Source organism: Neobacillus drentensis NBRC 102427, from assembly GCF_001591445.1.
Classification (GTDB): Bacteria; Bacillota; Bacilli; order Bacillales; family Cytobacillaceae; genus Neobacillus; species Neobacillus drentensis.
Genome location: NZ_BCUX01000063.1, coordinates 1 through 23,957, shown reverse-complemented (window position 1 = coordinate 23,957; position 23,957 = coordinate 1). Strand labels below are relative to the sequence as shown.

The following is a 23,957-nucleotide window of genomic DNA, read 5'->3' as shown; positions in this document are numbered from 1 at the left end:
CCTCTAAAGTAAACCCGTTAATTAGAATTAATCGGTGGTTTTCTTCGTCTTTTTAACTAAAAAGTAGATCGCCCCTAGAACAATGGCTCCAATAATGGCTGGCATAACATAAGGCTGTGCGTATTCTTTAATATTGGCCCAGTTGCTGCCGAGGACTTTGCCTAAATAAAGGAATAGAATGGTCCATGGGATAATGGCTGCAACGGTGTAAAGTGTAAATTTAGTTGCTGACATTTTGGCAATGCCGGCTGGAATGGAAATGGCATGCCTTACAACAGGAATGAACCGGGCTGAAAAAATCACGCCGGCGCCATATTTTTCAAACCATTGTTCAGCAATATCGATATGATGCTTTTTAATAAGGACGTATTTCCCGTATTTTTCTAAAAAAGGTCTGCCTCCGTAATAACCAGCCCAATATAAAAATAATTGTGCAATCGTCCCGCCGATCGTCCCGGCAATAACGGACCCAATAAAATTGAGATGCCCTTGTGAAATCATATAACCGCCATAGCCTAAAACAATTTCACTAGGGATGATTTCAATCATTAATCCTAAGGCAATACCGAAATATCCCAATTGTGATAAAAACTCCAAAATACTATTAATAAAGTCTGTCATAGTTCACCATCACTTAAGTAAATATTTATTTTCTCTCCTTAAACTAGTTTAAACTAGTTTGTCTATTTAAGAAATAAATATGGTGCTTTTCTATAGGACATTCCTGAAATGTGAAAAAAGTTACGGAGGCCGCTTGCGCTTTTCCTACTGAAGATATTTTAAAAACATGGTGGCGATTCCAAAGTAGGTAAGTAATGAAAAAATGTCATTTAAGGTTGTGATCAGCGGCCCTGAGGCAACTGCAGGGTCAATTTTCATGCGAAAAAGAATGAGCGGAATAATCGTCCCGGCAAGTGTTCCGATGATTAAGGTGAAAAAAAGGGAACAGCCGACAACAGCACCTAAAATGAGACTTCCCTGCCATATATAGGCGATAACAGCGATTAGAACAGAGCAGGTAAGGCCGATCGTAACGCCGACGCCAAGTTCCCTTGTAATTAACCGAGTGATTACGCCTTTATCAATATCATATGAAATCAGCCCTCTTACTACGACTGCTAGGGATTGCGTTCCAGTGTTTCCAGTCATCCCGGCAATCATCGGCATAAAAAAGGCAAGTGCAACAACCTGCTTAAGAGTATCTTCAAAACTGCTGATGATTCTCCCTGAAATGACACCGATGAATAATAGCAAGATCAGCCAAGGGAGTCTTCTGGCAGCGGCAACTAATGTTTTTGTTTCAAAGTCGATTGATTTCCCTGATGCCGATAATTTTTCGATATCTTCATTTGCTTCCTTAATCACGATGTCAATAATATCATCGACCGTAACAATCCCGACGAGAATCTTATTCTCATCAACCACGGGGATTGCCAAAAAATCATACCGCCCCACGATTTGGGCCACAACCTCTTGATCTGTGGTAACAGTAACGGAAATGATTCGTTCGTACATAATTGTGCGGATGTGCTCCTCTGGCTCTGCTAAAAGTAAATCACGGTAAGAAACCACCCCGACTAGTTTTCGCTCTTCATCAATAACATATAAATAGTTAATCGACTCGGCAAATTCAGCGAATACCTTAAACTTATCAACGGCTTCTCGAACTGTAAAATAGCTGCGGATCCAAACAAATCGGTTGGTCATAATCCTTCCGGCTGTTTCCGGTGGATATTTCATTATATCTTGGACGGCATTAGATTCCTCAGTCTTCATCCCGGATAGGAGGGAATCTTTCTTCTCGGGCGATAATTCATGCAGCAATAGCGCCAAATCATCGTTATCCATTAAATCAAGGACCTTGCCGGATTTTTCAATTCCTAATATATTTAATAAGCCAAGCTGGTCTTCTTTATCAAGTTCTTCCATCAAATCCGCAAGTACGTCAATTTTTAAAAACAGCAGGAACCGACCTTTATGCTTTTCCGGCAGATCCTCATAAATCTTCGCCATATCGTAAGGCTGGAGTTCTTCCAGTATGTTCTCAAATTCCGTTTTTTTATTTTCCTTTAAGGTTTTAATTATATAAAGACTTAATTCATCTTGAGTCATGTCTTTAATCATGGATGAGAGACCAGCTCCATTCTCTGCACTACTGCATAAATTCTAACAGGCTATAGAAAAAATAGATGAAAAAGGAAAGATAACAAATACTAATCATCATTAGGCTTAAATCTAGTATGTGTCAATCAAACTTATTATTTGTAAAAGAATTGAAATAAGCTATTTGGACTATTATTTGATAAAATAAGGAAGTATTGACTATATCATTATTTAATGTGTTGATCGGAGGAGTTTTGCTTTGAAGAAGCATCATCAAGACATACAGGATCTCATCTATGTCCATCTAAATCAAACAGACCAGTATGTAATGTCTTACGGTATCGAATTCTCTGAATTTGCTGCTGCTTTTTCAGGTTCATTAAGTCATTTGCTTTTACTAAAGCACCGCTTTGATGATGCTGATTTTAATATGCATACCCAACTTGAATACTGTCCTGAAGAAAGAATAACCAAGTTAGCTGCGGAAGATGTTTATAGTTATGGGGATTTTTGCTGGATTGATTTTATTGAGGAAGATGTGTTGAATGAACTGACTGGTCAGGAAATTGCTGAACTATTGTACCTAGGTCATCAAAAGCAACATTTAAAATTGCCCTTTTACAATAAGCTAGGGAACCGTTTTGTTTATTTGGCTCATGATGATGGCTGGTTTAACAAAACCTATTACCGAAGTTTCAAGGACTTTTTCCAGGTTCTTAGTGAAGTAGTGGCAGGGAAATTAGCGAATCTTAAGCTTGAAAAGTCAATCCTGGGACTTCGTAAGAAAAAATCTTATCCTCAGGTGAATAAAGAAATCCTTCTTTCCTTAACACCTTTCATTAAAGAAGGAATTTGCATTTCTTTACGAGATACAGATCACCAACGCGGCCGAATAGAAATTCCCATCTGGGTCATTGGCGATTTTGCCAATATGGATGATATGGTAGAGGAATATGAGCAAATATCATCAAAACCCTATCATGCAAAAATCATTTTTGACAAAAAGACAAAAGAATGGAAGTTAAATGTCATCTAAATCTTTTTGTTGGGTAAAAATTAGTCCCACTCTTTTGGGTGGGACTAATTTTTATGAAAACCATAAACTAAATAGTCCTTCGTTCACGCCTAAGTTATACATATAATAAATTCCGAATAATATGCTGATAATGCCTGCGAGATTATTCAAATATCCATTCAACTGTTTACCTGATGTTAATACAAAGGGTATACCAATAATAGTTGAAAAGCTGAGCATACCAACGACGGTACCACAACCGAAAATAAGTATGTATAATGCGCCCTGCCAGGCAGTCGACACCGTACTCATCGTTAATAGAACCATTGCCGCACTACCGGCCAGCCCGTGAATGAGCCCGATGAAAAAGGATTTTAAATGGGTCCGGTTTTTTTTCTTATGAGTTGAGGTATGATGGGAGTCATGATGATGATGATGATGGCGATGTTTCATAAACGCTACAATACTATTTAAGCCGAGACTAACGAGCATAATTCCTACGATAAATTCAAGACTAAGGGCGACCGTATCTGTGATGGTGTTTTTGGCAACAATCAAAATCATTCCGACAATAAAAAGTGTAGCCGTGTGCCCAATACCCCAGTAGACACCGGCGAAGATGGAGCGCTTTAAATTTTTTGATTCGCTCGCAATGGTTGACACTGCGATCACATGGTCAGGCTCGATTGCATGCTTAATTCCCAGCAAAAAGCCTAATAATAATATCGATAAAAGTGATCCTGTCATTAAGTCGCCTCCAAATTTAACATTTTAGAATTATTATACAGGATATCTTAGGTGAAAATGGATAGAAAATTGTCAAATTATCCATTTCTGGGTTTTAGGCAAGCTATAGCAATCATAAAATATTCAGGAGAAAAAAAACAAAAAAGACTTAGATGCTACATTTCCTTTCTTATGAAATTAAGTTTAAAATATAACCGTGAATGAAAAAATGGAGGTTTCGTATGAAAACAAAATTAGGTTTATTATATGGAGGAAAATCAGCTGAACATCAAGTGTCTCTCCAAACAGCATTGGCTGTCATTCGGGCGTTAGACCTTGAAAAATTTGAAATTCATCCTATTTACATAAATACCGAAGGAAAATGGATAAAAGGACCGCAATTAAGTGAGCCGGTAGAGAACGTGAAGTCACTTGAATTTTCTGCGGGGAATCAATTATCGCCTTTATCACTCGCGCCCGCGCTTTTCCAAGCGGAGAAGCAGGAAACACTGGATGTGATTTTCCCATTGTTACACGGTCCAAACGGCGAAGATGGAACCGTGCAAGGATTATTAGAACTGTTAAACCTGCCATACGTAGGCAATGGAGTGCTTGCTTCTGCTGCAGGTATGGATAAGGTTATGATGAAAAATGTGTTTGCACAGGCAGGGCTTGCCCAAGTGAACTATGTAGCTTTTATAAAAAGTGAATGGGAAAAAGCAAAAGCAGAGGCCTATAGCAAGGTCGAAACGGAACTTGGCTATCCTTGCTTTGTCAAACCGGCTAACCTGGGCTCGAGTGTCGGCATCAGTAAATGCACCAATCGAGCGGAATTAGAAGCAGCCTTTGCCGAAGCCTTTCAGTTTGACCGCAAAGTCATTATTGAAGAAGGCGTTGTGGCCCGTGAAATTGAAGTAGCAGTTCTTGGAAATGATGAGCCTGAATGTTCAGTTGCAGGTGAAATTGTTCCGAAAAAGGACTTCTACGATTATAAAGCGAAATATGAAAGTGGAGATACGGCGCTAATCATCCCAGCTGACATTACAGACGAGGAATATGCGCAACTGAATGAAATGGCGATTAAAGCTTTTAAAGCTTTGGATTGCTCCGGATTAGTCCGCGCTGATTTCTTCTTAACAAAAGATGGGAAAGCCCTGATTAATGAGGTAAACACGATGCCAGGCTTCACCCCATTTAGTATGTTCCCGCTCCTCTGGAAGCACACGGGATTAGAGTATCCACAACTGATTGAGCGACTTGTAAGTCTTGCTAAAGAAAGACATGCTGAGAAACAACAGATAAAGTTTACTTTTTAAAAAATGGTGACACGGCTAATGTGCCGTGTCCGTTTCTATGTCGAAAAGCGGAATCGCCCGATGAGCGAAGTTTATTATCACTTTAAAAAAAGGAGGATTTCAATTGATAAAACGATCGTTAAAACAGATAGCAGATATGGTTTCTGCCCAAAATGATAGCAGTTCGTTTGCTGAAACGATGATCACGGGCGTTTCGATTGATTCTCGTAAGATCGAAATCGGAAACTTGTTTATTCCTTTTAAAGGAGAGCATTCTGACGGACATGTATATGTGGAGGAATCCATCAAGAAAGGGGCAAGTGCTGCCCTTTGGCAAAAGGATGTGCCGAACCCGCCAACCCATTTGCCCATTTTGATTGTCGATAATTGCCTTGTAGCCTTACAGGAATTAGCAAGAAACTACCGGAAACAATTAAACGTAAAAGTAGTCGGTATCACAGGGAGCAATGGGAAAACAACGACAAAGGATATGACGGCTGGCATACTTTCCACCCGATATAAAGTTCAAAAGACAGAAGGAAATTATAATAATCATATTGGTCTTCCATTAACAGTCTTAGGTTTAAACGAAGACACAGAAATTGCCGTCCTCGAAATGGGGATGAGCGGCAGAGGTGAGATTGAATTCCTTACGAATCTTGCCTGCCCGGATGCAGTAGTAATTACTAATATTGGTGAATCACATCTTCTTGATCTTGGCTCACGGGAAGGAATTGCGGATGCAAAACTTGAAATCCTGCAAGGGCTAAAAGAGGGGGGACTAGCTGTCCTCCATGGTGATGAACCACTGCTGATGGAACGAATTCAAGCACATAAAGGCAGTGTTCGGGTTGAAACGTTCGGCAGAAATGAAACAAATAATATTTTTCCAACTGAAATTACCCAGTTAGATAATGGGAATCGTTTCAAAATCAATGCATCGACCACTTCTTTTGAACTTCCGGTCCTAGGAACTCATAATATATTAAATGCGCTGGCTTCGATGCTAATTGCTAACTATTTCTCCATCCCTTTCGAGAAAATGAATGACGGTTTGGCTGGTATTAAGCTTACGAATATGCGGATGGAGCTAGTAGAAGGGGAGCAGGGTGAAAAAATAATTAATGATGCCTATAATGCAAGCCCCACTTCGATGATGGCGGCAATTGAATTAGTGTCTAATCTTAAAGGCTATGAGCAAAAAATTCTGGTCTTAGGTGATATGTTAGAGCTTGGTCCGCAGGAAGAACAGTATCATCAGCAAATTGGCGCTGCAGTAAACAGTGATAAAGTCGACCTTTTATTTACCTATGGTAACTTGGGCGGACAGATCGCCAACTCAGCCCGCGTCGTTTTGGGAGAAGAACGAGTCTTTCCTTTTACAGACAAGGCATCACTTATAAAAGAACTAAAGCGGCATGTAAATAAAAACACATTAATCCTCGTAAAGGCATCGAGAGGAATGAAATTAGAGGAAATAGTTACCTCCCTGCAAAAAAAATAAAGGAAATTAAATCTTGCCAGTTCATGAATGATTTCAGCTTGATAAAAGAAAAATAACTAAGACCCCCCTGTGAGGAGAAGTTGCCCTTATTATCGAGTAATAGACATTTGATGAAGCGATAAGATTAGTTTGAAACAACCGTAACAAACTTGTCTTGATTGCAAAATACTAGCAATAGTGGTATGATGTTCATCAACGTGTCTAAAGAACGATTATTAAAGGGCATACTCCTTGAGGGAGCATGTTTTTTTTTGGTAAAATAAAGATGTTACCTAGTTACGGCATTTTGATGCGTGTCAGCTCAAGCGCCATAGGAACCGAGCCGTTTCGGTCCTGCCTAAGATGAAGTATGAAAGTTCACTTCCATCCATCCTTGATGAAATTAAATCTACTTGAACAAAAGTAAAATAGAACCTATTTCATTTTTAGTTAAGTCTAAAAGGACTTCAACTTGGGCCCTCCAGCGCTTTTCGCCTCTAAGAGCAGGCGCTTACGCTTTTCTGAGTATCAGGCGAAAATATTCAGCATTAAAAAAATATTTTCACATAGATGAAGGAGAATGAAAACATTGACAAAGTTTGAAGAATTAGGCATTAGTAATGCCACGTTACAAGCTGTCCTTAAAATGGGTTTTGAGGAAGCAACACCAATCCAGGCAGAAACTATTCCATTGGGGCTAAAAGGTATTGATTTGATCGGGCAAGCTCAAACAGGAACAGGTAAAACAGCTGCATTTGGTATTCCGTTGGTAGAAAAAGTTGATGTTAGTGCAGATGCGATTCAAGGGATTATTATTGCACCAACTCGTGAACTTGCGATTCAAGTATCAGAAGAACTTTATAAAATTGGTTCGGGCAAGAGAGTCCGCGTATTACCAATTTACGGTGGTCAAGATATCAGCCGCCAGATTCGTTCATTAAAGAAAGCACCACATATCATTGTTGGTACTCCGGGGCGTGTATTGGATCATATCAACAGAAAAACGATGCGTCTTGATACAGTTAACACTGTAATCCTTGATGAAGCAGATGAAATGTTAAACATGGGATTCATTGAAGACATTGAGTCAATCCTTGCTGCTACACCTGCTGAGCGTCAAACATTACTTTTCTCTGCAACAATGCCGGGACCGATTCAAAGAATGGCTGAAAAGTTCATGAAGGACCCGCAAATCGTTCGTGTGAAAACGAAAGAAATGACTGTTCCTTTGATTGATCAATATTATCTTGAAGTAATTGAAAGAAATAAATTCGATGTATTAACAAGACTTCTTGATATTCAATCCCCAGAACTAGCGATTGTGTTTGGTCGTACAAAGCGCCGTGTTGATGAATTATCGGAAGCACTAACGTTAAGAGGTTATACAGCGGAAGGTATTCACGGTGATTTAAGCCAAGCCAAACGTCTTTCAGTTCTTCGTAAGTTTAAAGAAGGAACAATCGATGTCCTTGTTGCAACAGACGTAGCTGCAAGGGGTCTTGATATTTCCGGAGTAACGCATGTATATAACTTTGATATTCCACAGGATCCAGAAAGCTACGTTCACCGTATTGGACGTACAGGACGTGCGGGTAAGAAGGGTGTAGCTTTAACATTTATTACACCTCGTGAAAAGTCATATCTAGCAGTTGTTGAAAAGACGACAAGAAGCAAGATGGAAAAAATGAAGGCTCCTACGCTTGATGAAGCATTAGAAGGCCAACAAAAAGCGGTTGTAGAGAAAATCGTGGCAACGATCGAATCGAATAATTTACATTATTATAAAGCAGCGGCCCAAGAATTGTTGGAAGAAAATGATGCATCAACTGTTATCGCAGCTGTGTTGAAAATGTTAACAAAAGAACCAGATACCACTCCGATTAAATTAACAGAAGAACAGTCTCCACAAAGAAGAGACAGAAAACCTCAGGACCGTGACCGTAGAAGAAGAGATGATTCTAGAGGTTCAAGTTCATACGGCGGCGACCGTAACAGGAAAAAAGCACCGGCTGGAAAGCCACGCAGTGGTGAAAAAAGAACTGGCGGCGGTGGCAGTAAACCATCGAAGCCAAGAAGCTTTAATCACCAATAAAATCATTTGCTAGACATATGAAAGAGAGCATGGACAACAAGTCCATGCTCTCTTTAGCTTATTTCTTCTTTTTTTGCAGACCTTTTCTTTATGAAGCGTTTCAAGGTATCCATTAACAAATAGACAATGGGGATCCCTTCGACAAAATAGGCATAGGTTGCCCATGATTTTGTATAATAGCTGGTAAGAGCGGCTGTACCTCCAGACATTTGCAGTGATAAAGCAACCATAGCGGCTGCTAATGAAAAAGTCAGCGGGCGGTGATCTTTCAAGCGGAAAATTTGAGCAAGTATAAGAACAGACAGGTAAAACATTATGGAAATTTTTAAATAAACGGTTGTAGACCAAATGGAAATTAAAAAAGGATCCAAGTTTTCAATGAAGTCAGCGATGCGAATGTAGCGGACCATTTCTAACATCGGGTAAGTAAGGTGGTTGGTTAAATTCGGGCCAAAGAGTAATAGTAGAAAAACTAAGTTTACAGTGATTAATAGTATTCCTAGAACAATGGCCCATGAGACTGATTTAAGGGTTTTACTTTTTTGCGTTAAATAGGGAAAGATAAACACTAGTATGAAGATCTCCCCCAAAAAGGGGATTACTGTATAACTTCCTGTAAATATTCCGTGGCCACTATGGTTAGTAATAAAGGCCATCCACCGGTCCCATTTCAATTCCTTTCCAATGAAAATGGAATTGGATAGATCGGCAATGAGGATAAGAAAAAATAATCCTTGAGCTGTTCGAAACAAAGTCTTAATTCCTAACCTCGCCGTTATCGCCACAACCATTCCTAGGATGCCGCCTACTGCCCAATTAGGTGTTTCCGAAAGATAGGTTTGCACGATAAAATCCTCATATTCTCTTAGAACGAATGCGCTTGAATGAAGGAAGGAAAGGGAGTAGAATCCCATAACGAGGATATGAATCCAATAGGGGAATATTTCCTTACCATAGTGAACAAAAAATTCGTTCGGTCTTCGATTAGCAAGTTTTATCGTAAAATAGGCATAAACCCACACTACCAATCCACTGATCCAAAGTACGATTACCGAATCATATTGGGATAAGTGGATTAAATGGCCAGCAGCAAACCCAATTAAGGTGGAATAAAAATAAAGGATTAAAAAAAGTAACAGTTGATTCTGTGAAATCTGCGCTGTTTTCAAGTTAATCCACCTTACCTAAAATTTTCTGTTGCAGTGGTTTAAATAGGAATTGAATCAAATCATTGGGACTAGGCATGTGTTTGAAAACGACTGTAACGATACAGTAAGAAAAAGAAATACCCATAAGGCAAAAGACAACCCAGTACGTTCTTTTTTTGCGATTTTTATTCTTTAGATATGTCCACTCGTAAATAACGGTAAATAGGAAGTAGAGGATGATAATGATGATCATGAATTTATTTCCTTTATCCAGATTGGATTATTTTCGGCACCTAGGCGTTTAATGTGTAAATCTACGTGAATATGTAACTTCGCTTTATCATGATAAACCGTTGGCCAATCTTCTTTGACCTTTTTCCATATTTTTGGTTTATACCATGATAAGTATGCACCGAATTGAAAAACATCTGCTTTCATTTCTTTAGAGGCTTTAAAGGCCTCTTCGATTCTGTCCTTAATTTCCTTTTCGGCAATTTGCTCCAACTGATAAATGTTCTTTGCATTTGTCAAATCAATGTTGGAATAGGACTCAGATATATCATCTTCCGCAGTGACATAAACATCAAATGTGAAGGGCTCCTTTTTGGATGGGCGAATCTTCGTCGTTGACATTAAGATTAATAAACTAATTTGTTTTTTATCTGTGGGTGATGTTATTGAAACTGTGGCTCTTTTAATCGAGTTTCGCAGCCATAAAGCCCCACGGCCTTCTTTTGGACCGAGCGTCCCAACCATTTTATTATTATGAAACAAAGCCATTCCACCTGTGCCAACCTCAAGGGCTTCTTTTCCTTGTTCGCTGATTAATTTTTTCTTTTCTTTTGTTAATAAACCAACAATCATATCGCCATTTTCTGTCTCGAGAAAGTCTTTCGGGGTGGTATATAAAGTTACCTTTTCTTGGGTGAATTCGCGGACAATTTCACTTGGAAAGCGTTCGAATGCCGGAACGAGATTTTCGATCTCTTTTGCTTTTCCCGGTGCAACCAATACGGCGTTATTAATGTTTAATTTTGGTTCGCGAACAATAAATTCTAAGATATTTCCTATTCCTTGTTTTGCCATCTCTTCACTAATTACAATAATTCTTGTATGCCCCCAACTAATTTTCCTTGGCAAATCTACTTGCATCTTTTGATAGGCTTCTGTAATTGTTTTACCCGTTCTTGAAATGAGTGCATATGGATTTCCAGGTGTTGCAGAACCGCCTGCAGTGCCTGGAACAAGTCGATTTGGGAGCGGAAACGATAGCGTTACTTCCATTTGACCATTAGCAGCTTTGTCCACATACATGGCTACGACAAAAGCATAGTCATTGATCTCAACTCTGGACCAGCAGCCTGTTAATAATAAGGTACTCATTACCATAGACCACTTTAGCGCTCTCATTAATCTTCATCACCCTCAGATATTGATTTCTTGATCGTTAACCGATTGGAATCGGAGCTCCCGACAAACGAGGGCCTGCGTTTCATTAACCACCACGGGGCACGAATAAATACATCCTTTAAATCATTCGGTCGTAATGGCGCCGTTGGAGACAGATAGGGTACTCCAAAAGAATGCAGGTTTACGACATGAATATAGATAAGGATACAGCCAATCATCAAACCAAATATGCCGAATGATCCAGCTAATATCATAATTGGGAAACGGAGTAATCGGATCGTAAACGCAAAATCATATGCCGGAATAATGAATGATGCAATTCCAGTAAGCGAAACGATGATCACCATTGGAGCGGAGACAATTCCTGCTTGTACCGCTGACTGTCCAATCACCAAAGCGCCAAGGATGCCAATCGCCTGCCCAATCGCTTTCGGTGTACGGATTCCTGCTTCACGTAATCCCTCAAAAGCTATTTCCATAATAAACGCTTCCACTAAACCAGGAAAGGGGACGTTGTCTCGTGAAGCTGCTACACTAATTAATAAGGTGGTCGGAATCATTTCTGGGTGAAAGGTGGTTATCGCAATATAAAATGACGGGAAAAGCAGCGAAACGACTAAATAGGCGTAACGAAGCAAACGAATAAAACTAGAAAGGAAATATCGTTGATAATAATCCTCTGCTGATTGGAGGAACATATACATTGTCACGGGTAATAGAAGAGGAATCGGTGTCCCATCCACAAAAATAACGACTCTTCCCTCTAACAAGGAAGCAGCGGCAACATCAGGACGCTCCGTCTTTTGTGATTGTGGAAAGGGGGATAATGGAAAATTGTCGATACACTCCTCCAAATAGCTGCTCCCCAATACGCCATCGATATCAATCTGGTTGATCCGTTGTTTTACTTCTGTAATTAACTCTTCTTTACATAGCCCTTCGATATAGCCAATCATTACTTTGGTCTTCGTATATTTTCCAATTTGAAGTTGTTCCATTTTTAAATCAGGAGATTTAATTTTTCTGCGGATCATCGTGATATTCGTATGGATATCTTCCACAAACGCTTCCCTTGGTCCCCGGATTACGTTCTCATTAGCAGTTTCACCTACTGCTCGCTTTTCTACGCTAGTCAGTGGAATAGCAAGCATGCGACTATCACCTTCGAAAAAAATGATTATTTTTCCATCCAAGACAAGATCTGTTGCTTCTCTAATATCGGTAAGAATACTAGCACACATCGTACTTATCGATTTTAGATCAAGTAATTTATGAAATAATTCCTTTCGAGATGAAGCGAAATTAGGTGAAACTATATACTTTAATACCTGATCGTCGAATAACTGTTGGTCAACCATACACTGTAAAAAGACAATTCCGCAGCGGGTTTGATTAGCTGTTAATTCATGAAAGGTAATATCATCACTTTTCTGAAAGGTATCTTTAAACCACTTCATCCGAACGTCAAAATTCTCCCCTAAGAAGACTTGTTCCTGGGTATTAGCGCTTTTAGAATCTTGTTGTTTTTTTGGTTTTGAGAAAATGCCCATTGTCTTCACTCCACAAACTTTTTATTAGAGTTCCCATTTCGATGGAAAATATTTTGAAGTTGGAAATAATAGATCGGTGAGAATAAAATTTATCTTTATTTAAAAATCGAACAGTAATAAGTAGGAGTGATCGAAAATGATTGTCAAACTTGGATATGTTGCAATGAGTGTCGAGCTTCAAAATGCCTCCCCCTCACAAACAATGACATTTGCTCAATTTGAAAAAATAAAAGACCGGGACGCGGCGATTCGGAAATTAGAAAGAATTGCTGTATCAAACTTAGAAAATTGCTTGCGCCTATTAAAACACAATGCGGGCAATCAAATTCATTTTTTCAGGTTAAGTTCGCGACTCATTCCCCTCGCTAATCATGAGGAATTACTGGATTGGGACTACATCAAGCCCTTGAAAGGAACACTTGAAAAATTGGCAAGTTATATAAAGGAGAATCCTTCGAGGATTGACTTCCATCCGGATCATTTTGTGGTGCTTAATTCGCCTGATAAGGACATTTTAAAAAATTCCTTAAAGACGCTGTCTATGCATGAAAGACTCCTTAAAGGAATGGAGATTGATACCGAACACCGTTGTGTATTACACTGCGGCGGAGGATATAACGATAAGGAAAAAGCCCTTGAGTTGTTTATTCATAATTGGGCCTATATTTCCCCTGCGATTCAAAAAATGATTATGCTCGAAAATGATGATACGACGTTTTCGGTGAAAGATACTCTATATCTTTGTGAAAAACTGGGTCTGCCGATGGTATTTGATTATCACCATCATCTTGCTAATCATGAAGAGGATGATTGGCAAGATGATTGGGAACGGATTATGGGTACTTGGTCACAGTCCCCGCTGCCTATAAAGATACATATATCTAGTCCGCGCTCCGAAAAAGATTTCAGGGCACATGCAGACACTATTGATTCGCGGATGTTTCTTCACTTTTTAAATCAAATCAAAGGGACTGTTCCTGAGATCCACTGTATGATTGAAGCAAAGCAAAAAGATGCAGCGCTTTTTCAGTTAGTAAAAGACTTGCACGGAAGTGAGGGAGTTACGTGGATCGACCAGTCCAGTTTTATAATCGGATAAGTAGTAGTGTCGCTATCACCAACCATGTATACTAAAATTGATTTAGAGAGAGTGAAAGTAGGGGGGGAGAGATGAATGGTTGAGCCACAAAATCGACTTTCGATAAAAGCCTTAAAGGTATGGAGAATCTCTGCTGTTATCAAGGTTGTGATCGAATGGTCGATTACATCTGTAGTTGTTTTACTTTTAAACATTTTCAATGGTCCAGACTGGATTTCAATTACCCTCATCATATTAGGTGTGATCTTTACCTTTCTACATATTTTTTTATTTCCTACGCTCAGATGGAAACGCTGGAGATATGAAGTCCGTGCGGAGGAAATAGAGCTGCAGGAGGGATTCTTTATCCGGAGTCGTACCTTGATTCCAATGGTTCGCGTCCAGCATGTAGATACAGTCCAAGGACCTATTCTAAGAAAGTACAAATTAGCCTCAATCATTGTTCATACGGCCGCCACCGCCCACGAAATTCCAGCTTTGGAAGAAACGGAAGCGGAAGAATTAAGATTCAGTATATCGAAATTAGCAAGGGTGGCTGAAGATGATGTCTAAGCCAAAACGACTTCATCCGATAGCCATGCTGGGTTATATGGGTAAAAGAATAAAAAGCTTTATTTTGCCGATCATCGCTTTTACGTTTTCTGTTACTCGTGATAGTGGACGGCCGTTAGTATACGCCTTGATTGTATCGTTCGTGGCTGCCATTTTTATTTTTATTACAAGCTTTGTCTCTTGGTTACGATATACATACAAGTTAGAGCACGATGAACTCCGGATTGAAGAAGGGATTTTTGTTCGAAAGAAAAGATATATCCCTTATGAGCGGATCCAAAGTATTGATTTTTCCGAAGGTATGTTGCAGCGATTGTTTGGGCTCGTTAAGGTTCAAATTGAAACTGCAGGTGGGAGTGGAGCAGATGAGGCGGAAGCGGTCCTCTCTGCAATATCGAAGGAAGAGGCGCAGTTAATTCAGGAATACGCGGCCACGGCTGAAGGGAACGGGACAATGGAAGTAAAGGACGTTACAGAGGGCCGTCCTATTTATAAAATTTCCACCAGACAATTACTGATTCTTTCAGTAACTTCAGGTGGAGTAGGCGTTGTCATCTCAGCAGTCCTCGCCTTATTAAGTCAAGTGGATGACTTGATTCCCTTTAAGAAACTTACTAGCGGTTTTGAAAAATGGATTGCCTCCGGTCTACTATTCATTGCTATCCTTGTGTTTTTTGGGTTGTTCCTCGCATGGGTGATTGCACTTATTGGTACGATGTTAAAGTATGCTAATTTCAAGGTGATAAAAATCAATAGTGATTTAGTTATTACTCAGGGGTTGATCGAAAAAAGACAAATAACCATCCCGTTGAAGCGGATTCAAGCGATTCGTATCAGTGAAAATATGGTCAGGCAATTCCTTGGCTATGCGACCGTTTATGTGGAAAGTGCGGGCGGATCATCGACCAATCAAGAGGGATCGAAAGTAACACTTATACCGATTGTAAAGCTAAATCAGATTCAGTCCATCATTGAACCGGAGCTTGATGAATATCTAGTCCCTGACAGCTTTACTCCATTACCGAAACGGGCGATTTGGCGGTATATTTTCAGGAAATGGTATATCGCTGTTCCGATTGTGATCGTGTCCCTAATTTTTTTGAAAACTTGGGGCCTTCTGTCGATTATTCTACTAGGTGCGATGACGCTTTGGGCAGTTTTAATATATAAGTCTGCCGGGTGGATGCTTACTGAACAGCAGTTAGCGCTTAGATATGGGGCCTTTATCCGAAACACTGTTTTAATGAAGAAAAATAAAATTCAGAGTCTGGAAATAAGAGAAAGCTATTTTCAGCAGCAACGGGAACTTGGCACGATTGAAGCTTTTGTGAAATCAGGCGCTGGAGGTGCAGGCGGCAAGGTCATTGATATGGAAAAAGGCGATATAGAGAAAATTTATGACTGGTATTCGAGAGATAAAGAAAAAAGAGATAGCAGTGAAAAGTAGCTTCGACTGCAATCCCTGTTATTTTTGTGCCAGTAAGCCGAGAATAGCAATGATAATAATCGACGCCCAAATGATAATTTTCAATGGTGATTGGGAGGAGATTCTGCTTTTCTTACTACTGGCCCAATCCGCTGTGCCTCTAAGTGAATCTGAGAAATCCTTTTTATTAAAGTAAGGAATAGCTCCTAGTAAAAAACCGCCAAGTAATCCAAATAGATGGGCGATAACATTTATATTCGGTTGTAAGAAGGTCATAATCAGACTGACGACACAAAGCGTAAGGATAATTTGCGAGTTCTGTTTGGAAAGCATCTGTTTCCGAAACATAATCATCGCAAGATAGTATCCGAACAGACCAAATATCGCTCCACTTGAGCCGACATGTGTATAGGTAAGCGGCTCGAGCAGCAATGTGGCAACGTTTGCGATAAAACCAGACAGGAGATAGATAAATAAGAATCTTGCGCTGCCAAGTATGCGCTCAAGGGCCGGACCGAATAACACAAGTGAAAAGCTATTAAACAGCATGTGTGTAAAGCCGCTGTGTATAAAGGTCGGTGTAATCAGCCGCCAATATTCCCCTTCCATAATGTAAAGATTTACTCCGGACAGGTTTTCAAAGAACCAGGAGTTGGGGAAGATGGTTATACTCGTTAAAAGATAGAATCCTAAATGAATGGCAATAATAATAGAAACAATCGGATAAAGGCGGATAAAATCGCGAAAGCTTTCCGTTCTCGTAAACATGACATAAACCTCCTGTATTTCACATTCTATCTAATATTTAACTAATTTCCGTTCTTGTACACTCATAATATGCTAATTTTATACAAAATAGAAGGAAGATGAACCATGATAAAAGGGATTGGAATCGATATTATTGAACTTTCTAGAATTCAGAACATACTCGAAAGACAAAAGAAGTTTATCGACCGTGTGTTAACTCCAAATGAACGGATGAAATTTGAGGATTTATCGGCGAGAAGAAAGGTAGAATTCTTAGCAGGTCGCTTTGCTGCGAAAGAAGCGTATTCCAAAGCGAATGGAACCGGGATAGGCAACGAACTATCGTTTTTAGATATTGAGATCGAAAATGATAGCTTGGGAAAGCCTTTTTTTGCAAAGCCGGAGAGGCGTGCTCATTTATCTATCTCACATAGTCGAGAATATGCCGTAGCACATGTAATTATTGAAGGAGAGTAGATCGCGGAAATATTTTAAAATTAAATAGCTTGGCAACTTCCTTATCATAATCCCAAAGGTTGTCTCATATATTCATAGGGAAACAGGAGAGACAAGGTCAGCCATGGTCATTTTGGAAAGCAAACTCCATTGCCTGACCCCTGCCTTTCTCTTCTCTGCAATCATATGAAATGAGACAAGAAGGGGTTGAAGGAATGAGGAAAAAGTTGTTGCTGCTCATCACTGGGCTCATGGTCATTTTTGTCCTGGCTGCCTGTGGCTCTAAATCACAAGGTGATGTGGTAAAAGAGTTAACGGGGAAACTAGATGACTTAAGCGGCTATAAGGTGAATGCAAAAATGACGTTAAAAATGGGCTCTGATTCACAAGTGTATAAAGTGGAAATTTGGCACAAGGATCCTACCTTTTATCGCGTGAATTTGAAAAATGCACAAAAGGACCAAAGTCAGATGATTTTAAGGAATAACGAAGGGGTATTTGTCCTGACACCTGCCCTCAATAAAAGCTTCCGTTTCCAAAGTGATTGGCCGCAAAACAGCAGCCAGGCCTACTTGTATGAATCGCTGATTAAGGACATAGTTGCAGATAAAAGTGCAAAATTCTCCACCACCAAAAAATATTATGTATTTGAAACGAAAACCCGTTATCAAAATAATACCATGCTGCCTTCCCAAGAAATCAAGCTGAATAAAAGAGATCTATCACCTGCTGTGGTAAAAGTCATGGATCCAGATCGAAATGCTCTTGTCACAGTAGAGTTTTCCAAGGTGAAATTTAATGCCAGCTTTGACAAGGACGATTTCGATATGAAGAAAAATATGACACGTGCGCAGCTTAATTTGCCAGCGATGGCAGATGGAGGCGATGATGCTTTTACCGTTATGTATCCAACGACAGAACTTAAAGGGACAAAATTAATTGAGGAAAAAGAAGTAACGCTTGAAGATGGTAAACGGGTTGTCCTCACCTATGATGGCAAAAAATCGTTTACGCTTGTCCAGGAGAAAGTAACAGCGAAAACAGCGTCCGTGAATCCTACCAATGTTGAAGGTGATATTGTCGATTTAGGGATGACGATCGGGGCGGTTTCGGATCACTCCCTCTCTTGGTCTCATAATGGTGTTGACTACATGATTGCGTCGAAAAACTTAACGAAGAAAGAAATGATTGAGGTTGCGATCTCGGTTCAAGGTGAAGCGGTAAAATAACTATTTATTCCTGCAGGCTCTTATGGGGCCTGTATTTTGTTTGTAAAAGAAATTAAACAAGAGTATGATAACTTTTGTGATAAAATGGAATAATATTTAATTAAAGCTATTAGGAAGTGGAAACATGGAAGAGCAAGGTTTTTTCTATAGAGATACCTGGGTAGAAGTAGATTTAGATTGTATTTCAGCCAATGTTGTCTCTATCAAAAAGCATCTGCCTCAAGACGTGAAAATTATCGCTGTTGTCAAAGCGAATGCCTATGGGCACGGGGATGTTCAAGTTGCAGAAACAGCACTGGAAGCAGGTGCGTCCTATCTAGCGGTTGCTTTTATGGATGAAGCGATAGCTCTCCGAAATAAAGGAATTACTGCTCCCATTCTTGTCCTCGGGGCTTCGCGACCTGAAGATGTCCAAGTGGCGTCGAAGTTTGATATTACCCTTACTGTTTTTCAGATGGAATGGCTGCGGGATGCAGTGAAAAATTTACATTCGAATGATAAAATTTCTCTTCATATTAAGATAGATACAGGAATGGGGAGAATTGGTGTTCGGAATGTAACGGAGTTAGCCGCCATTGAACAGATTATTTCTGAAAATGATCAATTTATATTGGAAGGGATTTATACTCATTTTGCCACGGCAGATGAATTGGATGAAACCTATTTCCGCCAGCAGTTAGCGTTATTTGAAAGGATGATCCAAGGGCTAAAAAAACAACCGAAGTATATCCATTCCAGCAATAGTGCGGCTGCCCTAAGGTATCCTAACGCTAATTTTAATGCAGTACGAATTGGAATTGCGATGTATGGTCTAGCACCTTCGCTTGAAATGGTAAATGAGATCCCATTTCCACTCCACGAGGCTTTTTCTCTCCGGTCACGACTTGTCCATGTTAAGAAGCTGCAAAAGGGCGAAAAAGTGAGCTATGGGGCAACCTATGAAACTGGTGAAGAAGAGTGGATTGGAACCATTCCGATCGGTTATGCGGACGGATGGATTCGGAAGCTGCAAGGTCAAGAAGTACTTGTTAAGGGAACCAGGTCGCCGATTGTCGGTCGAATCTGTATGGATCAATGTATGATTCATCTCCCTGAAAATGTTCCGGTTGGGACGACCGTAACATTAATTGGCGGACAGGACGATCAGTTTATTTCAGTTAATGAAGTAGCCAAAAAGCTCGAAACGATTAATTATGAAGTTCCGTGTATAATAGCCAATCGGGTCCCGCGCCTTTATAAAAAGGGTGGGAGAATTGTCGATTTAAAAAATTATCTTCTCGAAGATTAATGGGCTAAATGAAGATTTTTTATCATATTTATGATATTGCGGTAATTTGTGCATAAAAGGATGTTTTATTGGCTTATAATACAGTAGGATTATAATTAGTCTATGCAATACTTGCGATAAGTGTTATTATTAAATATGGTACAGTTAGATAAATGGAACACACTGTGTGAAACAGGCTTTGGTCGATTCGTGGAGTGTGTTAAATTTATGCGTCATAAGGAATCTGGTTAGATAAAAATGGTGTGTAGTGATGGTGGAGGTGTATGTTTGTGGCTGAGTCAAGCGCAACTACGGAAATCTTAGTGAAGTTACCGCAACATCTTTTAACGGAATTAGATGGTTTTGTTAAACAAGAAAATGTAAACCGCAGCGAGTTTATCTACCAAGCAACAAAAATGTATTTACGCGAACGAAAAAAGAGACAAATTCGCGAGTCAATGAGACGGGGATACATGGAAATGGCAAAGATAAATCTTAGAATTGCATCAGAGGCATTTTTAGCAGAATATGAGGCAGAACACACAGTTGAACGTCTTGTAAGCGGAGGATAATCCTTTGATAGTCAAACGTGGTGACGTTTATTTCGCGGACCTATCCCCAGTTGTTGGTTCTGAACAAGGCGGCGTCCGACCTGTACTTGTCATCCAAAACGACATCGGGAATCGGTTTAGTCCCACAGTGATTGTTGCAGCGATTACAGCTCAAATTCAAAAAGCCAAGCTTCCTACTCATGTAGAAATTGATGCGAAGCGCTACGGATTCGAACGAGATTCGGTCATTCTGTTAGAGCAAATTCGTACAATTGATAAGCAGCGGTTAACCGATAAAATCACCCATCTCGATGACGAAATGATGGAAAAAGTGGATGAAGCCTTGCAGGTAAGCCTGGGTCTCATCGAATTTTAATTTAAAGCACGCTCTTTCTAGGAAGAGCGTTTTTTCATACATAACCTGACCTCAAATTCAACTTCTGCTTAAGCGAGCCCATGTGCTTGCTTATTTTTTTTGAAATTTTATATCAAAGCTCATTGTTGAATTCGAAACCTTGTTGATTGGATCGGAAGGCGCGAGACTCCTGCGGGAGGACGGGCAAGGTGAGACCCCGCAGGCGCTTTAGCGCCGAGGAGGCTCGCCGGACCGCCCGCGGAAAGCGAAGCGCCTGGAGTGGAAATCAACAACGAGTATAACAGAAACAGAGATGGCCCATTAATGAAACGGACTAGGTATTCTGCTACAATAGAATGAAAAGGAATGGGAGGACAAGTTTTGTGAATGAAACAATCGTAAAAGATGATCAATTGTTAAAGAAAATCGCTGCAGAGTTAACGATATCTTTTAAACAAGTAAAGAGTGTTATTTCTTTATTAGATGAAGGCAATACAGTTCCTTTTATTGCTCGATATCGTAAAGAAATGACAGGAGCACTGGATGAAGTTCAGATTCGAAACATATTAGAACGTTGGCAGTATATTCAAAACCTTGAGCATCGAAAAGAAGAGGTTATCCGCATTATAGCTGAACAAGGGAAATTGACGGACGAACTGAACTCTGCCATCACCAAGGCTGAGAAACTTCAAGAGGTTGAGGATTTATACAGACCCTATAAACAAAAGAGACGGACCAAAGCGACGATCGCAAAAGAAAAAGGTTTAGAACCATTGGCAGACTGGCTGCTGACTTTTACAAGAGAAAGCGTGGAGGAAAAAGCAAAGCAATTTTTATCAGAAGAAAAAGAAGTCCTCACCGTTGAGGATGCCATTGCGGGTGCGAAAGACATCATTGCTGAACGAGTTTCTGATGATGCCGAAAGCAGAAAATGGATTCGCAAGGAAACCTTTAAATCCGGTGCCGTTGTATCGGTAGTTAAGGAAGCAGAAAAAGACGAGAAAAACGTCTATGAAATGTACTATGAATATGAAGAACCGGTAAATAAAGTTGTTCCCCACCGAACTCTTGCCTTAAATCGCGGGGAAAAAGAGGATATTTTAAGGGTTTCGATTAAAATGAATGCTGATTTAATCCTGTCCTATTTGTCAAGAAAATGGATTCGAGTCCAGCACTCGCCGGCAGCGCCTGTTGTGTTAGAGGCGATGGAAGATAGCTATAAAAGATTAATTCAGCCATCCATCGAGCGGGAAATCCGGAGTGAATTAACAGAAAAAGGTGAAGAACAAGCGATACATATATTCTCTGAAAACCTTCGAAACTTACTCTTGCAGCCACCGTTAAAGGGGAAAGTTGTTATCGGTGTTGACCCTGCCTACCGGACAGGTTGTAAATTAGCAGTTGTGGATGAGACAGGTAAGGTATTGAAAATTGATGTCATCTATCCACACCCGCCGGCTTCCAAAACAAAAGAAGCACGTGAAAAGTTTATAAATATCCTCCGCGACTATAAAGTGGAAATGGCAGCAATCGGAAATGGCACAGCTTCTAGGGAAACCGAACAGTTTGTCGCCGATATTTTAAAAGAAATGGACGAAGAGATTTTCTATTTAATCGTCAACGAAGCCGGTGCGAGTGTCTATTCTGCGTCTGAAATTGCAAGAGAAGAGTTTCCGAATTTGCAGGTAGAAGAAAGAAGTGCGGCTTCGATTGCTCGTCGTTTGCAGGATCCATTAGCGGAATTGGTGAAAATTGACCCGAAATCCGTGGGTGTCGGCCAATACCAGCATGATGTTTCCCAGAAGCGTCTATCAGAATCGTTGCATTTTGTGGTCGAAACTGCCGTTAACCGGGTCGGTGTTAATGTAAATACCGCCTCTCCATCGCTCTTGCAATATGTAGCTGGGCTAAACAAAACAGCAGCAAATAATATTGTCAAGAAGCGTGAAGAGGAAGGGAAATTTACGAGCAGGGTGCAATTAAAGAAAGTACCGCGTCTCGGTGCGAAAACTTATGAACAGGCAATTGGTTTCTTGCGCGTATTGGACGGCAAGCAGCCCCTTGACCGAACAGGGATCCATCCGGAAAACTATGATGAAGTGAAGAAACTACTAGCAAGTCTAGGTTTTACCACCGATGATCTTGGATCGGAAGAGCTCAAGACAGCCCTTCATGGGATTGAATTAAAGTCGGTTGCTGACGAACTTGCTATTGGGGAGTTAACCCTTAAGGATATTATTGATGCTTTGGTAAGACCGGAACGCGATCCGCGTGATGATTTACCGCGACCTCTTTTGAAAAAAGATGTTTTAAAATTAGAGGACCTGAAAGCGGGGATGGAGTTACAAGGTACGGTACGAAATGTTGTCGACTTCGGTGCCTTTGTTGATATCGGTGTGAAGCAGGATGGGCTTGTTCATATTTCTAAGCTCAGCAATCGATTTGTTAAGCACCCATTAGACATCGTGTCGGTCGGAGATGTTGTTACTGTATGGGTAGATTCTGTTGATATGAAAAAGGGTCGCGTTGCGCTAACGATGCTGGCGCCTTCAAACTAAAGGGAAAAACACTGCTTCTAGGAGCAGTGTTTTTTTCTGTAAAAGAACCAGCATTGGTTTAACAGTTTAATCTGATAGCGGTCCTTCTCATAAAAAGCTCTTTTCATTTGGTTTTGCAACCAAGTCGGCATCATAAAACCTCCCGAAAAGTACATCTTTATTATAGGTATATACAATATATGCTATAATAGGTTGTCACGTTCGCATAGAAAGAGAGGATCCCAAAATGGAACAACAAGAACTTCAATTATTAGTTGAAAAGATATCTGTTGAGTCCTTTGGGAAACCATTTCGGCATCAAGCGTCATTCAACCCAAGACTAAGATCAACTGGCGGTAGATACCTGCTGAGAACACATAATATAGAAATCAATAAGAAGTATTACGAGCAATTAGGTGAAAAAGAACTAGTAGGAATTATTAAGCACGAACTATGCCATTATCATCTTCACCTTGAAGGGAAGGGGTATCAGCATAGGGATCAAGAGTTTAAGCAATTACTAAAAAAGGTAGGAGCACCGCGGTTTTGTGCACAACTACCAGATAGAAAAGTAAAACGAATATCCAAAAAGATTCTCTTATATCAATGCACAAAATGTCAGCAAGCTTACCGAAGAAAAAGAAGTATCGATACTAGCAGATTTGTGTGTGGAAAATGCAGAGGAAAGTTGACGAAAATAAAAGAAATAATTACGGAATAATGTAAGAATTTATATAAATAGTTTTAACTAAAACTATATTGACTTTCTAATCTATCGTCATTATAATGTAAAGAGTCGATAAGGTGATTGCCTTGTTGGATTATATTATTTGAGAAAAATACGATTATTCCACAGTAGCTCAGTGGTAGAGCTATCGGCTGTTAACCGATCGGTCGTAGGTTCGAGTCCTACCTG

22 protein-coding genes are annotated in these 23,957 nt (G+C 40.0%); 14 read left to right on the top strand and 8 right to left on the bottom strand.

Translation table 11 applies throughout. The annotated features are described in order from the left end of the window. Positions 1-27: 27 nt before the first annotated feature. Together uptA and mgtE are read right to left on the bottom strand one after the other, a co-directional pair. Positions 28-621: an undecaprenyl phosphate transporter UptA gene (uptA, locus tag BDR01S_RS21560; protein ID WP_066249567.1), complete on the bottom strand. Its 594-nt coding sequence runs from the start codon at positions 619-621 to the stop codon at positions 28-30. Positions 622-765: 144 nt separating this feature from the next. Next, on the bottom strand, positions 766-2,124 hold the full coding sequence (gene mgtE, locus BDR01S_RS21555) for a magnesium transporter (protein ID WP_066249569.1): 1,359 nt from the start codon (positions 2,122-2,124) through the stop codon (positions 766-768). Between the two features lie 238 nt (positions 2,125-2,362). Here mgtE and BDR01S_RS21550 point away from each other — a divergent pair, with 238 nt between their 5' ends. Then, positions 2,363-3,139, top strand: coding sequence for a hypothetical protein (locus BDR01S_RS21550; protein ID WP_066249571.1), 777 nt, complete (start codon positions 2,363-2,365; stop codon positions 3,137-3,139). A gap of 51 nt (positions 3,140-3,190) precedes the next feature. On the opposite strand, the gene BDR01S_RS21545 is transcribed toward BDR01S_RS21550, so the two are convergent. After that, positions 3,191-3,865, bottom strand: coding sequence for a sulfite exporter TauE/SafE family protein (locus BDR01S_RS21545; protein WP_066249573.1), 675 nt, complete (start codon positions 3,863-3,865; stop codon positions 3,191-3,193). 221 nt (positions 3,866-4,086) lie between these two features. On the opposite strand from BDR01S_RS21545, the gene BDR01S_RS21540 reads away from it, so the two are divergent. The 3 genes from BDR01S_RS21540 to cshA all read left to right on the top strand — a co-directional run bounded on the left by BDR01S_RS21540 (position 4,087) and on the right by cshA (position 8,714). After that, positions 4,087-5,160: a D-alanine--D-alanine ligase gene (locus BDR01S_RS21540; RefSeq protein ID WP_066249576.1), complete on the top strand. Its 1,074-nt coding sequence runs from the start codon at positions 4,087-4,089 to the stop codon at positions 5,158-5,160. Positions 5,161-5,263: 103 nt separating this feature from the next. Beyond that, a complete protein-coding gene (locus BDR01S_RS21535) occupies positions 5,264-6,643 on the top strand; it encodes a UDP-N-acetylmuramoyl-tripeptide--D-alanyl-D-alanine ligase (protein ID WP_066249579.1) in 1,380 nt (459 codons plus the stop codon). A 568-nt stretch (positions 6,644-7,211) separates the two neighbouring features. Further along, positions 7,212-8,714 (top strand): degradosome RNA helicase CshA, encoded by a 1,503-nt coding sequence (cshA, locus tag BDR01S_RS21530; RefSeq protein ID WP_066249581.1) that lies wholly within the window; start codon positions 7,212-7,214, stop codon positions 8,712-8,714. A gap of 53 nt (positions 8,715-8,767) precedes the next feature. Here the strand turns inward: cshA and BDR01S_RS21525 are convergent, their stop codons facing one another. The 3 genes from BDR01S_RS21525 to BDR01S_RS21510 form a co-directional block, all read right to left on the bottom strand. Then, positions 8,768-9,883 (bottom strand): GerAB/ArcD/ProY family transporter, encoded by a 1,116-nt coding sequence (locus tag BDR01S_RS21525; protein ID WP_066249584.1) that lies wholly within the window; start codon positions 9,881-9,883, stop codon positions 8,768-8,770. Between the two features lie 228 nt (positions 9,884-10,111). Further along, complete coding sequence (locus BDR01S_RS21515) at positions 10,112-11,245, bottom strand: Ger(x)C family spore germination protein (protein ID WP_066249588.1); 1,134 nt, start codon at positions 11,243-11,245, stop codon at positions 10,112-10,114. A gap of 26 nt (positions 11,246-11,271) precedes the next feature. Further along, a complete protein-coding gene (locus BDR01S_RS21510; protein WP_066249593.1) occupies positions 11,272-12,822 on the bottom strand; it encodes a spore germination protein in 1,551 nt (516 codons plus the stop codon). A gap of 136 nt (positions 12,823-12,958) precedes the next feature. On the opposite strand from BDR01S_RS21510, the gene uvsE reads away from it, so the two are divergent. From uvsE to BDR01S_RS21495, 3 genes are all read left to right on the top strand, one after another. Then, complete coding sequence (uvsE, locus tag BDR01S_RS21505) at positions 12,959-13,921, top strand: UV DNA damage repair endonuclease UvsE (protein WP_066249595.1); 963 nt, start codon at positions 12,959-12,961, stop codon at positions 13,919-13,921. Between the two features lie 75 nt (positions 13,922-13,996). Further along, positions 13,997-14,473 (top strand): PH domain-containing protein, encoded by a 477-nt coding sequence (locus tag BDR01S_RS21500; protein WP_066249598.1) that lies wholly within the window; start codon positions 13,997-13,999, stop codon positions 14,471-14,473. After that, positions 14,466-15,920 (top strand): PH domain-containing protein, encoded by a 1,455-nt coding sequence (locus BDR01S_RS21495; RefSeq protein WP_066249603.1) that lies wholly within the window; start codon positions 14,466-14,468, stop codon positions 15,918-15,920. Before BDR01S_RS21500 ends, BDR01S_RS21495 begins: the two co-directional genes overlap by 8 nt. 18 nt (positions 15,921-15,938) lie before the next feature. Here the strand turns inward: BDR01S_RS21495 and BDR01S_RS21490 are convergent, their stop codons facing one another. Further along, complete coding sequence (locus BDR01S_RS21490; RefSeq protein ID WP_066249604.1) at positions 15,939-16,667, bottom strand: rhomboid family intramembrane serine protease; 729 nt, start codon at positions 16,665-16,667, stop codon at positions 15,939-15,941. 105 nt (positions 16,668-16,772) lie between these two features. On the opposite strand from BDR01S_RS21490, the gene acpS reads away from it, so the two are divergent. From acpS to BDR01S_RS21460, 6 genes are all read left to right on the top strand, one after another. Then, the gene (acpS, locus tag BDR01S_RS21485; protein WP_066249605.1) at positions 16,773-17,123 is read left to right on the top strand and encodes a holo-ACP synthase; all 351 of its coding nucleotides are present in this window, start codon (positions 16,773-16,775) and stop codon (positions 17,121-17,123) included. A 194-nt stretch (positions 17,124-17,317) separates the two neighbouring features. Beyond that, positions 17,318-18,331, top strand: a complete 1,014-nt coding sequence (locus BDR01S_RS21480) for a LolA family protein (protein ID WP_066249608.1) — start codon at positions 17,318-17,320, stop codon at positions 18,329-18,331. Positions 18,332-18,455: 124 nt separating this feature from the next. Continuing rightward, positions 18,456-19,619 (top strand): alanine racemase, encoded by a 1,164-nt coding sequence (gene alr / locus BDR01S_RS21475; protein ID WP_066249611.1) that lies wholly within the window; start codon positions 18,456-18,458, stop codon positions 19,617-19,619. 269 nt (positions 19,620-19,888) lie between these two features. After that, positions 19,889-20,170, top strand: coding sequence for a CopG family ribbon-helix-helix protein (locus BDR01S_RS21470; RefSeq protein ID WP_066259565.1), 282 nt, complete (start codon positions 19,889-19,891; stop codon positions 20,168-20,170). A 4-nt stretch (positions 20,171-20,174) separates the two neighbouring features. Beyond that, positions 20,175-20,525 carry a type II toxin-antitoxin system endoribonuclease NdoA gene (gene ndoA / locus BDR01S_RS21465; protein ID WP_007083556.1) on the top strand — a complete coding sequence of 117 codons (351 nt, stop codon included), beginning with the start codon at positions 20,175-20,177 and terminating at the stop codon, positions 20,523-20,525. A gap of 362 nt (positions 20,526-20,887) precedes the next feature. Further along, positions 20,888-23,062, top strand: coding sequence for a Tex family protein (locus BDR01S_RS21460; RefSeq protein WP_066249613.1), 2,175 nt, complete (start codon positions 20,888-20,890; stop codon positions 23,060-23,062). Between the two features lie 17 nt (positions 23,063-23,079). On the opposite strand, the gene cmpA is transcribed toward BDR01S_RS21460, so the two are convergent. Beyond that, on the bottom strand, positions 23,080-23,193 hold the full coding sequence (cmpA, locus tag BDR01S_RS25495) for a cortex morphogenetic protein CmpA (protein ID WP_007083554.1): 114 nt from the start codon (positions 23,191-23,193) through the stop codon (positions 23,080-23,082). A 95-nt stretch (positions 23,194-23,288) separates the two neighbouring features. Between cmpA and BDR01S_RS21455 the strand changes: the two genes are divergently transcribed. Continuing rightward, positions 23,289-23,762: a SprT family protein gene (locus BDR01S_RS21455; protein WP_066249615.1), complete on the top strand. Its 474-nt coding sequence runs from the start codon at positions 23,289-23,291 to the stop codon at positions 23,760-23,762. Positions 23,763-23,957: the final 195 nt, after the last annotated feature.

Bases quoted from the DNA above. Each gene is read 5' to 3' on its own strand.
- BDR01S_RS21545 (WP_066249573.1), bottom strand. From the start codon at position 3,865: ATGACAGGATCACTTTTATCGATATTATTATTAGGCTTTTTGCTGGGA.
- BDR01S_RS21480 (WP_066249608.1), top strand. From the start codon at position 17,318: ATGAGGAAAAAGTTGTTGCTGCTCATCACTGGGCTCATGGTCATTTTT.
- cmpA (WP_007083554.1), bottom strand. From the start codon at position 23,193: ATGCCGACTTGGTTGCAAAACCAAATGAAAAGAGCTTTTTATGAGAAG.
- alr (WP_066249611.1), top strand. From the start codon at position 18,456: ATGGAAGAGCAAGGTTTTTTCTATAGAGATACCTGGGTAGAAGTAGAT.
- BDR01S_RS21540 (WP_066249576.1), top strand. From the start codon at position 4,087: ATGAAAACAAAATTAGGTTTATTATATGGAGGAAAATCAGCTGAACAT.
- BDR01S_RS21515 (WP_066249588.1), bottom strand. From the start codon at position 11,245: ATGAGTACCTTATTATTAACAGGCTGCTGGTCCAGAGTTGAGATCAAT.
- uvsE (WP_066249595.1), top strand. From the start codon at position 12,959: ATGATTGTCAAACTTGGATATGTTGCAATGAGTGTCGAGCTTCAAAAT.
- acpS (WP_066249605.1), top strand. From the start codon at position 16,773: ATGATAAAAGGGATTGGAATCGATATTATTGAACTTTCTAGAATTCAG.
- mgtE (WP_066249569.1), bottom strand. From the start codon at position 2,124: ATGATTAAAGACATGACTCAAGATGAATTAAGTCTTTATATAATTAAA.
- BDR01S_RS21500 (WP_066249598.1), top strand. From the start codon at position 13,997: ATGGTTGAGCCACAAAATCGACTTTCGATAAAAGCCTTAAAGGTATGG.
- BDR01S_RS21495 (WP_066249603.1), top strand. From the start codon at position 14,466: ATGTCTAAGCCAAAACGACTTCATCCGATAGCCATGCTGGGTTATATG.
- BDR01S_RS21490 (WP_066249604.1), bottom strand. From the start codon at position 16,667: ATGTTTACGAGAACGGAAAGCTTTCGCGATTTTATCCGCCTTTATCCG.
- uptA (WP_066249567.1), bottom strand. From the start codon at position 621: ATGACAGACTTTATTAATAGTATTTTGGAGTTTTTATCACAATTGGGA.
- BDR01S_RS21510 (WP_066249593.1), bottom strand. From the start codon at position 12,822: ATGGGCATTTTCTCAAAACCAAAAAAACAACAAGATTCTAAAAGCGCT.
- BDR01S_RS21455 (WP_066249615.1), top strand. From the start codon at position 23,289: ATGGAACAACAAGAACTTCAATTATTAGTTGAAAAGATATCTGTTGAG.